Annotated in this window: 11 protein-coding genes; 6 read left to right on the top strand and 5 right to left on the bottom strand. The window is 64.1% G+C overall.

Features of this window, described 5'->3' with window-relative positions; translation table 11 throughout:
- The first annotated feature begins 95 nt into the window (after positions 1-95).
- The 3 genes from guaB to IP79_RS03990 all read left to right on the top strand — a co-directional run bounded on the left by guaB (position 96) and on the right by IP79_RS03990 (position 3,322).
- Positions 96-1,550 (top strand): IMP dehydrogenase, encoded by a 1,455-nt coding sequence (gene guaB, locus IP79_RS04000; RefSeq protein ID WP_054117905.1) that lies wholly within the window; start codon positions 96-98, stop codon positions 1,548-1,550.
- Between the two features lie 30 nt (positions 1,551-1,580).
- The gene (locus IP79_RS03995; protein ID WP_054117904.1) at positions 1,581-2,759 is read left to right on the top strand and encodes an RsmB/NOP family class I SAM-dependent RNA methyltransferase; all 1,179 of its coding nucleotides are present in this window, start codon (positions 1,581-1,583) and stop codon (positions 2,757-2,759) included.
- A 62-nt stretch (positions 2,760-2,821) separates the two neighbouring features.
- On the top strand, positions 2,822-3,322 hold the full coding sequence (locus tag IP79_RS03990) for a tetratricopeptide repeat protein (RefSeq protein WP_233994074.1): 501 nt from the start codon (positions 2,822-2,824) through the stop codon (positions 3,320-3,322).
- Between the two features lie 20 nt (positions 3,323-3,342).
- On the opposite strand, the gene IP79_RS03985 is transcribed toward IP79_RS03990, so the two are convergent.
- Together IP79_RS03985 and IP79_RS03980 are read right to left on the bottom strand one after the other, a co-directional pair.
- Positions 3,343-3,822 (bottom strand): RNA pyrophosphohydrolase, encoded by a 480-nt coding sequence (locus IP79_RS03985; protein WP_054117902.1) that lies wholly within the window; start codon positions 3,820-3,822, stop codon positions 3,343-3,345.
- The gene (locus tag IP79_RS03980; protein WP_054117901.1) at positions 3,819-4,772 is read right to left on the bottom strand and encodes an alpha/beta hydrolase; all 954 of its coding nucleotides are present in this window, start codon (positions 4,770-4,772) and stop codon (positions 3,819-3,821) included. The genes IP79_RS03985 and IP79_RS03980 overlap by 4 nt, the downstream gene beginning before the upstream one ends.
- A 112-nt stretch (positions 4,773-4,884) precedes the next feature.
- Between IP79_RS03980 and IP79_RS03975 the strand changes: the two genes are divergently transcribed.
- The 3 genes from IP79_RS03975 (at position 4,885) to IP79_RS03965 (ending at position 8,628) form a co-directional block, all read left to right on the top strand.
- On the top strand, positions 4,885-5,850 hold the full coding sequence (locus IP79_RS03975) for a metal-dependent hydrolase (protein WP_054117900.1): 966 nt from the start codon (positions 4,885-4,887) through the stop codon (positions 5,848-5,850).
- Between the two features lie 119 nt (positions 5,851-5,969).
- Positions 5,970-7,361 (top strand): cryptochrome/photolyase family protein, encoded by a 1,392-nt coding sequence (locus tag IP79_RS03970; RefSeq protein ID WP_054117899.1) that lies wholly within the window; start codon positions 5,970-5,972, stop codon positions 7,359-7,361.
- 67 nt (positions 7,362-7,428) lie between these two features.
- On the top strand, positions 7,429-8,628 hold the full coding sequence (locus IP79_RS03965) for a serine hydrolase domain-containing protein (protein ID WP_054117898.1): 1,200 nt from the start codon (positions 7,429-7,431) through the stop codon (positions 8,626-8,628).
- Between the two features lie 114 nt (positions 8,629-8,742).
- Here IP79_RS03965 and IP79_RS03960 read toward each other — a convergent pair whose 3' ends face one another.
- The 3 genes from IP79_RS03960 to purF form a co-directional block, all read right to left on the bottom strand.
- The gene (locus IP79_RS03960; protein ID WP_054117897.1) at positions 8,743-9,090 is read right to left on the bottom strand and encodes a PilZ domain-containing protein; all 348 of its coding nucleotides are present in this window, start codon (positions 9,088-9,090) and stop codon (positions 8,743-8,745) included.
- A 127-nt stretch (positions 9,091-9,217) separates the two neighbouring features.
- Entirely contained in the window at positions 9,218-9,949 is a 732-nt protein-coding gene (locus IP79_RS03955; protein ID WP_054117896.1) for an SDR family NAD(P)-dependent oxidoreductase, read from the bottom strand.
- A gap of 6 nt (positions 9,950-9,955) precedes the next feature.
- Entirely contained in the window at positions 9,956-11,443 is a 1,488-nt protein-coding gene (gene purF, locus IP79_RS03950; protein WP_082336984.1) for an amidophosphoribosyltransferase, read from the bottom strand.
- Positions 11,444-11,505: the final 62 nt, after the last annotated feature.

The following is an 11,505-nucleotide window of genomic DNA, read 5'->3' as shown; positions in this document are numbered from 1 at the left end:
GCAATCGGCAAACCGCGGTTACATGGGCCGCCACGATTCTCCCGCGCATTGCCCATGCGGGGAGAACCCCTCCCGAATTGCAGAAAGTGGCGCACATGGATATCCCGCTCGGTCTCACCTTTGATGACGTGCTGCTCCGCCCGGCGGAAAGCAGCGTCTTGCCGAGCATGGCTGACACCTCCACCCGGCTGACGCGCGAGATCGCGATGAACATCCCGGTGCTGTCATCTGCGATGGATACCGTGACCGAAGCCGACATGGCGATCGCCATGGCGCAGATGGGCGGGATCGGCGTGCTGCACCGCAATCTCGATATCGACGCGCAGTGCGCCGCTGTGCGCGCGGTGAAGCGTTATGAAAGCGGCATGGTGGTAAACCCCATCACCATCGGCCCCGATGCCACACTGGGCGATGCGCAAACGCTGATGCAATTGCACCGGATCAGCGGCATTCCGGTGGTCGATGCTGGCGGCAAGCTGGTGGGCATCCTGACCAACCGCGACGTGCGCTTTGCCGAAAATCCGGCGCAGCCGGTGCGCGAGTTGATGACGACCGAAAACCTCGCCACGGTGCCGCTCGGCACGGGGCAGGAAGAAGCGCGGCGTTTGCTGCATCAGCGGCGGATCGAAAAGCTGCTGGTGGTGGATGATGCCTTCCGCTGCATCGGGCTGATCACGGTCAAGGATATCGAAAAGGCGGTGAACTACCCGAACGCCACCAAGGACAGCACTGGCCGGTTGCGCGCTGCGGCGGCGACGACCGTGGGTGACGCCGGGTTCGCCCGCACTGAAGCGCTGGTTGATGCCGAGGTGGACGTGATCGTGATCGACACCGCCCATGGGCACAACATCGAAGTCGCCCGCGCGGTGGAGCGCGTCAAGAAGCTCTCCAATCGGGTGCAGGTCATCGCGGGCAATGTCGCCACGGCAGAGGCGACCCGCGCATTGGTTGATGCAGGCGCCGATGCAGTCAAGGTCGGGATCGGGCCGGGATCGATCTGCACCACCCGCGTAGTGGCAGGCGTGGGCGTGCCACAGCTGACGGCTATCATGGAAAGCGCTGCCGAAGCCGCCAAGTCCGGCGTGCCGGTGATTGCCGATGGCGGCCTGCGCACCAGCGGCGATGCGGCCAAGGCGCTGGCGGCGGGGGCTTCCAGCGTGATGATCGGATCGATGCTGGCCGGCACCGCCGAAAGCCCCGGCGAAGTCTTCCTGTATCAGGGCCGCAGCTACAAGAGCTATCGCGGCATGGGCAGCGTCGGCGCGATGGCGCGGGGCAGTGCCGACCGCTATTTCCAGCAGGACGTTTCCGCGATGAAGCTGGTGCCCGAAGGCATCGAAGGCCAAGTGCCGTTCAAGGGCGCGGCCGCCGATGTCGTTCACCAGCTGGTCGGCGGGATCAAGGCCGCGATGGGCTACACCGGATCGCGCACAATCACCGATTTGCAGGAACGTGCGAAATTCGTGCGGATCACCAATGCCGGGCTTTCCGAAAGCCATGTGCATGATGTGGCCATCACCCGAGAGGCACCCAATTATCCCACACGTTGAACCCATCTTTCCCGCAACGGGGAAAGGATCATGATCCCCGCTGCCCGCGTGCAGGCAGCAATCGAACTGCTTGATACCATCATCCCGGCGGCGCGCACCAAAGGCGCGCCGGCTGACCGCATCATCGCCGAATATTTCCGCGCCCGCCGCTATGCCGGATCGAAAGACCGGCGGGCGGTGCGCGATCTGGTGTATCAGGCCATTCGCCTCTGTGGCCCTGTCCCTGAAAACGGCCGCGCGGCAATGCTGGCGGTGGCGGCGCAAGACCCTGAGATTGCCGCACTGTTCGACGGATCGCCCCACGGCCCTGCGCCCAAGGTTGATGGCGAGGTGGTCGCCAAGACCGGCCTCGCGCCCAAATGGCTGGCTGCTGCTTTGCGCGCTTCCGGCCTTGGCGGGCCGGAGATCGTCGCACTGCTGGATCGCGCTCCGCTGGATATCCGGGTCAACGCCTTGAAAGCCGACCGGGCGACGGTTGAACTGCCCGAAGCAGGCGAACCGCTCGCCGCCTCGCAGGCATTGCGCTTCCCCTCGGGCACGCAGGTCGAACAGTGGGATGCCTATGCCCAAGGCCTGATCGAAGTGCAGGATCACGGCAGCCAGCTGATTATCGATGCGCTGCCGGTGGCGGCGGGCGATATCATCGTCGATCTGTGCGCGGGCGGCGGCGGCAAGACGCTGGCGCTGGCCGCACGGCTGGGCAATGCGGCCAGCATCGTCGCGGCCGATACCGACAAGCGGCGACTGGGCAACCTTGCGCCGCGGGCCGAACGGGCGGGCGCGCAGATCGACAACATCGTCCTGCTCGATCCCACGCGCGAAATGCGCACGCTGGGCAATTGGGCGGGCAAGGCTGATCACGTACTGGTCGATGCGCCCTGTTCGGGCAGCGGCACCTGGCGGCGCAGCCCCGAAGGCCGCTGGCGGCTTGATCCGGCCGAACTGAAGCGATTGAACGCCTTGCAGGACCACGTGCTGGACATCGGCTCCTATCTGGTGCGCGGCGGCGGCACGATGGTGTTCGTCACCTGTTCGGTGCTCGATGCCGAAGGGCCGGACAGGATTACCGCCTTCCTTGCCCGCCATCCCGGTTGGCAGGCGGAGGCGCTACCGCTGCCGCTGGGCCGGGAACGGGTGAGCGGATGGCGGCTCGATCCGCTTCACGACGGCACGGATGGTTTTTTCATCGCGTGCTTGCGTTCACCATGATAGCTTCGCATGATATGACCCAGCCTACCGGTTCCCGGTCTCATGCACTGAAGGAGCTTCTGATGCGTTTCGCGCCTGCTGCTGCCGCCCTCTCGCTTTGTCTGGCCATGTCGGCAAGCGTGCTGACCGCCCAATCGGGCAAGGCACCCGATCCGCGCGCGGCGGCGTTGGTGGCGCAGGGGCAGGCCTTGCTGAATGCAGGCGACACGCAAGCCGCGATCGATGCTTTCGAAGCCGCGCTGGCGGTTGATCCGGGTTACACCGCGATCTTCATCGACCTTGGCGAGGCCGCCCGTCAAAGCGGGCTGCAGGGCAAGGCGATCCGTTACTACCGCGAGGCGCTGGAGCGTGAGCCGGGCAATTTCGCCGCGATATCGGGCGAAGGCTCGGCGCTGGTGGAAAAGGGCGCGCTGGAAAAGGCCAAGCGCAACCTTGCCAAGCTGCAAAGCCTGTGCGGCGATAACTGCCCCGAAACGGTGGCGCTGCAAGGCACCATCGCCCGCGGTATCCCTGCGCGGCTGGCCGCTGACAGCAGCGCGGACATGGGCCCAGCGAGCAACTGACGCGATTATAAAAGATCGGCTCAGATCAGCGGGCCGAACTCCGCCACTAGCGCGGCATAGACATCGCGTTTGAACGGCACGATCAGATCGGGCAGCGTTTCCGGCGCGACCCAGCGATAGGCCTTGAATTCTGCCGGATCGTGGGCGTTCAGATCGATATCGGTATCGCTGCCGAGGAACCGGCCCAGGAACCAGTATTGTTCCTGCCCGCGATATTTGCCCTTCCACACCTTGCCCAGCAATTCGGGCGGCAGATCGTAGAAGAAGGCTTGCGATCCTTGCGCGATCACTTCGACCAGATGTGCGCCGATCCCGGTTTCTTCCTCCAACTCGCGCAGGGCGGCGGTGCGCACATCTTCGCCCTTGTCGATCCCGCCTTGGGGCATCTGCCAGAAGCCGTGCGCAGACGCATCGATGCGCTCACCCACGAAAACAAGGCCGTCTGGATTGACCAGCATGAACCCCGCGCAGGGGCGATATGGCAGGTCTTCGGGGTTCATGCCGGATTTGCCAGCATGAACTGCATCGCGGCGATGATGCGTTCCAGATCGGCCTGCGTGCTCGGCACGGCCTGACGCAGGTTGGTGAAGCTGTGCGTCACCCCGCGCATTTCGAGGAAAACGACGTCGCGCCCGGCATCGACCAGGGCCTTGGCATACTCACGGCCCGAATCGCGGATCGGATCGAGGCTGGCGGTGACGACGATGGTGGGCGGGGCGCTGCTGTGATCGGAAAGGATCGGGAAACCGCGCGGGTCGGCGCGATCGGCAGCGTAGGCGGCATCGAAGAAGCCCATTGTGTCTGCGGTGAGCAAAAAGCCCTCGCTGAAGCCTGCCATGCTTTCAGAGCCATTGGCGTCTGCCACCAGCGGGAAGATCGGCACTTGCAGCACCACCGGCACGGCGGCGGGGTTCGCGCTGAGCATCTGGCTGACCACCACCGTGGCATTGCCTCCTGCGCTGTCGCCGATAGTGATGATGCCGGAGGCTTGGCGCTCCAATTCGGCAGGGCTGCCCGCTACCCAGCGCGTCGCCGCCTCGCAATCGAGGATCGCGGCGGGGAAGGGCGCTTCGGGCGCGCGGGCGTAATGCACTGCGACCAGCGGCAGGTCGATCAGGCCTGCGATTTCTGTGCAGAGCGCATGGTGGGTGTCGAGATCGCCGATAACGAAGCCGCCGCCGTGGAAGAACATCACCACCGGCGAGGCTGCATCGCGGGTTTCGCGGGCATCATACATGCGCAGCGGAATGTCGCCGTTGGGGCCGGGGCAGGCGAAGTCACGGATCACCGGCAGAGCGCGGGCCGGGCGGTCGGCAATATTGTGCATGGCTTGATAAGAGGCTCGGGCTTCCTCCAGCGTCATGTCAGCCAGCTTCGGCCCGTTCACCGCCGCCATCATGTCGAGGAAGCCTTTCATGTCGGGTCGGATGTAAGGGGTCTGGTCGGTCATATGGCGTCTCTCCCGCATGTCTGTTTGGCGCAGCGATAGGCGAGGCCGGGCGCAAGTGCCAAGCGCATTTGCGGTTCCCTGCGCATGGCTGTGCCGCTAGACCTGCAAACATATGGACAATCTGACACATAGCCTTGTCGGCGCGGTGCTGGGGCAGGCGGGGCTGAAGCGCACCACGGGGCTCGCGATGCCCGCGCTGATCATCGGCGCGAACCTTCCCGATGTGGACGCTGCGTGCTTTTTCTGGCTGGAGGGCACCGAGCATCTCGCCTTCCGCCGCGGCATCACCCACGGCCCGCCCGCGCTGGTGCTGCTGCCGTTGGTGCTGGCCGGGCTGCTGTGGGCGTTCGACCGCTGGCAGACGAAGCGCGGGAAACGGCCCGAGGATCGGCTGCCGGTGCGGTTCGGCTGGCTCTACGCGATGGCCTTCATCGGCTGCCTCAGCCACCCGTTCTTCGACTGGCTCAATGTCTACGGCATCCGGCTGCTGGAGCCGTTTTCTTCGCGGTGGTTCTATGGCGATACGCTGTTCATCATCGACGTGTGGCTGTGGGCGCTGCTGATCGGCAGCGTGTGGTGGTCGCGGCGGCGGGAGAAGGCCGGGGCTGAGTGGATGCGGCCTGCGCGGGTGGGGATTGCGGCAGCGTTGTCTTACATCGGGTTGAATGGGGCGATCACCCACACCGCCCAAGAGAACGGCGCACTTTACGCGCAGATGCGAGGCTTTTCGTCGGGCGAGGTCGCGACCATCGGCAGCCCCGTGCCGCTCAACCCTCTTTCTCGCGAGGTGCTGTTCGGCGGCGACGGCCGCTGGTTCGTCCGCCGCGCAATTGGCCCCGACGACACCGCACTCGATCCGATCGCCGAACAGATGTGCAAGCTACCCGACTTCGCCGACGCCCGCCGCGCCAATTCCCAGCTCGACGCCTTCCTGTTCTGGTCGCGCGCGCCCTTTTCGACCCGCGCGGACGACGGTTCGGTGATCCTTTACGATGCCCGCTTCTATGATCCGCGCGCGCGGGGCCGGTTCTCCGTCGCGCTGCCCAATGTGCGGTGTGAGGAACTTCCTGGGGGCTAGGCGCATTACCTTCCCACATCCGTTCGGGCTGAGCTTGTCGAAGCCCTGCACTTCACTTTCTCGCTCGGTGCCAGAAGAAGGACAGCCCTTCGACAAGCTCAGGGTGAACGGAGTTTGTTTTGTCCAACACCCAAATCGTATGGCTGCGGCGTGATCTGCGGCTGGCTGACAATCCTGCGCTTTATCACGCTGCCAAGTCCGGGCCGGTGGTGTGCGTCTATGTGCTCGACGACGAGAGCGCCAAACATCACGCCTATGGGGGCGCATCGCGCTGGTGGTTGCATCATTCGCTCGAAAGCCTCTCGAACAGCCTCGCCCAGCGGCACGCCAAACTGATCCTGCGGCGCGGGGACGCGGTGGAAGAACTGACCAAGCTGGCCGAAGAGGTGGGTGCGAGCACAATCCACACCAACCGCCATTACGAGCCATGGTGGAGGAAGGCGCAGAAGAAACTGGCCGACCGCCTCGACCTGCAACTCCATGACGGCAATTTCCTGATGCCGCCGGGCAGCATTACCACCGGCACCGGCGGGCAGTACAAGATCTACACCCCCTTCAGCCGCGCCATGCGCACCGAATTTCCCCCGCGCGACGAACTGCCCGCGCCTGAAACCCTGTCCTCGCCCTCGCAATGGCCTGCCAGTGACGAACTGGCCTCATGGGATTTGCTCCCTACCAAGCCGGACTGGGCAGCCGGTATCGCGGAATTCTGGCAGGTGGGCGAGGTTGCGGCGCAGGATCGCATGACCTGGTGGCTGGATCACGTCGACGACTACGACGACAAGCGCAATTTCCCCTCGGTCGACAAGGTCTCGCGCCTGTCGCCGCATCTGCATTTCGGCGAAATTTCGCCGATCCAGATATGGCATGCCTTCAAGCACAAGCGTTCCGATGGCTGGCGCACCTTTGAGGGCGAGTTGATCTGGCGCGATTATGCGCAGAACGCGATCTGCCAGTTCCCGGACTATGCGACCAGCAATTACCGCGAGGATTTCGACCGTTTCGCATGGCGCGACCCGGCCACGGACGAAGCCGCCGCCAAGGATTTGCAGGCATGGCAACAGGGCCGCACAGGCTATCCCATCGTCGATGCCGGGATGCGGCAGTTGTGGCAGACCGGGTGGATGCACAACCGGGTGCGGATGATCACCGCGAGCTTCCTCATCAAGCATCTGCTGATCGATTGGCGCGAGGGCGAAAAGTGGTTCTGGGATTGCCTCTGCGATGCTGATTATGCCTCCAACGCCACCAACTGGCAGTGGACGGCGGGCACCGGGGTGGACAGCAACATGTTCAGCCGCATCATGGCACCGCTGACCCAGTCGGAAAAATTCGATGCGGCGCGCTATATTCGCGAATATGTGCCGGAACTCGCCAAGCTGGAAGCGCCCCATATTCACGATCCCGATGAATTCGGGCGCAGGCCTTCGGGCTATCCGCGCAAGATCATCGGCCACAAGGCCGCACGCGAGCGGGCGCTGTCGGCCTTGAAGGCGATGAAAGACGGCTGAGTAAAGCTTGCCCCCGCCCATCCCGTCCGCTTATGCCCTTCGCTTAACAGACGAGAGGGTGAGAAAGATGGGCAGGGTCACAAGCATGGTTTCGGGCGCGGTTTTGGCTGCGCTGCTGGCAGGGTGCGCGGGCGGCTATGGCGAAAGCGCCCCGGTCGCAGGCCCGCCTGCCCCGACAGCGCAGCTGACCCAGCCGCCGGCACGTGATCCGGCTGATCTGCAAGTGCTGTTCTGGTCCGATTCCCAGCGGTCCGAACGTTTCCGCGCGATGGAGCAATGGTTTGCCGGGCACGAAGTCCCCGCCGCAAGGTCGCCGCGTGCGCTGACCAAGGGCGCGCCGTTGAGCGCTGAATTGCAGGCGGAGATCAGCGCGCTGGTGCAATCGAGCAAGACCGCCGGGGTAATGGTGCTGGTCGATGGCAAGGTGGTGCACGAGGAATATGGCCTCGGCATGGGCCCGCAGGACCGCTGGACAAGCTTTTCGGTCGCCAAGAGTTTTACTTCGACGCTGCTTGGCGCAGCGGTGAAGGACGGGCACATTGCCAGTCTGGATGATCCGGTCACGAAATATATCCCGGGCCTTGCGGGTTCCGCCTACGAAGGCGTTACGGTGCGGCAGATCGCCACCATGACAAGCGGGGTGCGCTGGAACGAAGACTATAGTGATCCCGATTCCGACGTCGCGAAAATGAACCTCTTCACCATCGAATATGGCCCCGATGCGATTCTCGCCCAGATGAAGGCGCTCCCGCGTGAAGCGGAACCGGGCGCCAAGTGGGTTTACAAGACCGGCGAGACCAACCTGATCGGGCTGCTGGTGGAAAACGCGGTGGGCATGCCGCTGGCCGAATATGCCAAGACGAAGATTGTCGATCCGGCCGGTTTCGAAGGCGACCTGTTCTGGATGGTCGATCCGCGCGGCGGCAATATCGGCGGGTGCTGCCTGTCGATCCGGCTTTCGGACTATGCCCGCATGGGGCAGTTCGCACTGGAAGGCGGAAAAGGCGTCGTGCCGGAAGGCTGGTTTGCCGAGGCGACCGACAGTGCGGTCGATTTCGGGACAAGCGGCTTTGGCTATGGCTACCAGTGGTGGACCTATCCGCAAGGAGCCTACGGCGCGCAGGGCATCTTCGGGCAGGCCATAACCCTATTCCCGGATAAGCGCGTGGTGTTCGCCTATATCGGCAACTGGCAGCGGGCGAGTGGCGGGGCGGAGCGGGGACAATTCCTCGATCTGAGCCGCAAGATCGCGACCACCATCAAATAGGCGCTCAGCTTGCGCGGTTCTGGTGGCGGCTTGGCCGGGCCAGACCCTGTCCAGACCCTGCTCAGGCCGGGCCAGCCCGATGTTTCGCGTGAAACATCGGGCTGGCAGGCGGGATCAGGTCGCCGGGCGGTAGGTTCCGATGTTGCTGTAACGTTGCAGAATATTGTCGTGTACGATCGGGCTGAGCAGTTCCGAAAAGGCGCAGCCGACGACGCAATTGTCCCACCACACAACTTCCGCCCGCAAGGCTTCAAGCCCGGGCAAGGTCAGCCAGCACATCTGGCCATCATGCATCCGGTTGATCGAGGCCGCCGAGAAGCCCGAGATCGAAAGATCGTGAACCACGCTTTGGAAGGCCCGCCCGCCCGAAGCGCGCAAGGTCGCCGGGATGGTCAGCCGTGTGCGCGGTGCGCAGCGGTCTTCTTGGGCAGCCTTGCGGTAGGCGTCTGAGTCATGCGGCATTGCTGTCAAACCTGTGTTCGTCGCCGTTGGTCTCGCGGGTGGTGGTCCGCCCCGGAAACTGAAGCCGAAACCCTAAGAGCGGGTTGCGAACAAAGGTTAATGGTAGTGCAAGCAGGATTGCCTAGGATCAGTCGATCCGTTCGCGGTGCAGGCTGTCAAATCCCTCGATCAGCAGAGCAAGCAGACGATCGGCGACGACTTCGGGCGCTTTCAGGCTTTGCGGGTCTTCGCCCGGATAAGCGCGGGCGCGCATTTCGGTGCGGGTTGCGCCCGGATCGATGATTGCCACACGCAGCGGGGAGAGGCGCTCCACTTCGGCGGCATAGGTGGCCAGCAGGTTTTCGAACGCCGCCTTGGTCGAACCATAGGCACCCCAATAGGGGCGGGGCACGGCGCCGACGCTGCTGGTCAGGCCGATGATACGGCCTGCCTCGGCCCGGCGCAGCAGCGGGTCGAATCCCGCCAGCAATGCCTGGGTCGCAACCACGTTGGTCAGCAGCGCCTGATTGAACTGCTTGGGCTCGACCTGCGAAAGCGGGGTGAGTTCGGGCAGATAGGCGGCGGCCAGCACCATGATGTCCAGCGTCTGCCAGCGTCCGGCGATGGCTCCGGCAAGGCGGGTGACGGCATCGGGCTCCATCAGATCGATCGGCGCGATGGTCGATGTGCCGCCAACGGCGTGGATTTCATCCTCGACCGCTTCCAGTGCTTTGACTTTGCGGGCAACCAGAATGACATGGGCACCGGCAGCGGCCAGCGACTTGGCGGTGGCAGCGCCAATCCCGCGGCTGGCGCCGGTGACAAGCGCGGTGCGGCCGGAAAGCGGTTTGCCGGTATCGTTTACTTGGGCATCGGTCATGTCGGGTCAGGCAGCTTTCGGATCAGCAAAGGGAAGCTCGGCAGGTTTCTGGTCGGACAGCGCGAGGTCGGTCAGGCGGGTGGGATAGTCGCCTGTGAAACAGGCGTCGCAGAATTGCGGGCAGGCAGCATTGCGCTTTTGCGATCCGACGGCGCGATACAGGCCGTCAATCGACACAAAGGCAAGGCTATCGGCCTTGATGAATTGCCGCATCGGTTCAAGATCCATGCGCGCGGCCAGCAGTTTGGAGCGTTCGGGCGTATCGACGCCGTAGAAGCAGGAATGTGCGGTGGGCGGACTGGCGACGCGGAAATGCACTTCCGAAGCGCCTGCCTCGCGCATCATCTCGACGATCTTCATACTGGTCGTGCCGCGCACGATGGAATCGTCGATCAGCACGATCCGCTTGCCTGCTACCAGTGCGCGGTTGGCGTTGTGCTTGCGTTTCACACCTGAATGGCGGGCCCCGTCCGAAGGTGCGATGAAAGTGCGCCCGACATAGTGCGACCGGATAATGCCGAGTTCGAACGGGACGCCCGATTGCTGGGCAAAACCGATGGCAGCCGGAACGCCGCTATCGGGCACGGGCACGACCAGATCGGCCTCGCACGGGGCTTCGATAGCGAGTTGGGTGCCGATCGCCTTGCGCGCTTCATAAACGCTGCGGCCCGCAAACACGGAATCGGGGCGGCTGAAATAGACATGTTCGAAGATGCAGGGACGCGGGGCCGGGCTGCCGAAGGGGCGCACAGAGCGGATTTCGCCCGAGAAATCGACCATCACCAACTCGCCCGGTTCGACTTCGCGGATGACTTCGGCACCAACGACATCGAAGGCGACCGTTTCCGAGGCGAACAGGATCGCATCACCCATCCGGCCCATGACCAGCGGGCGGATGCCGAGCGGATCGCGGCAGCCGATCATGCCTTCGGGCGTCATCACGATCAGCGCATAGGCGCCTTCGACCAGCCGCAGCGCATCCACCAGCCTGTCGGCAATGGTGGGATAGCGGCTGGTGGCGACGAGGTGGATGATTACCTCGGTATCGGAGGTCGACTGGAAGATCGAGCCCTTGTTCACCAGATCGCTGCGCAAGGTCATCGCGTTGGAGATATTGCCGTTATGCGCCACGGCAAAACCGCCGCTGGCCAAATCGGCATAAAGCGGCTGAACGTTGCGCAGGCCGGATCCGCCGGTGGTGGAATAGCGCACATGGCCTGCCGCCATATGGCCGAGCAGCTCGGCAATCGCTTCGGGCGAGGAGAAGTTCTCGGCCACATGGCCAAGGCCCCGGCGAACGAAGAATTCCTTGCCGTCGTAGCTGACAATTCCGGCCGCTTCCTGCCCGCGATGCTGGAGCGCGTGCAGGCCCAGTGCGGTCGCAGCGGAGGCATCGGCGGCGTTGATCGCGCCGAAAATTCCGCACTCCTCGCGCAGCTTGTCGCCATCGGCGTCAAGGAAGGGGTGTGTCATATTGAGGGGTGTCATCGGCATCACCAGACATGTTCGCGGGATCACCGCCGGGGCGCCCCGTCCCAATGGCGATGTGACGGATC

Source organism: Porphyrobacter sp. AAP60, from assembly GCF_001296025.1.
In the GTDB taxonomy this organism is placed as follows: Bacteria; Pseudomonadota; Alphaproteobacteria; order Sphingomonadales; family Sphingomonadaceae; genus Erythrobacter.
This window is presented reverse-complemented; position numbering and strand designations above follow the sequence as displayed.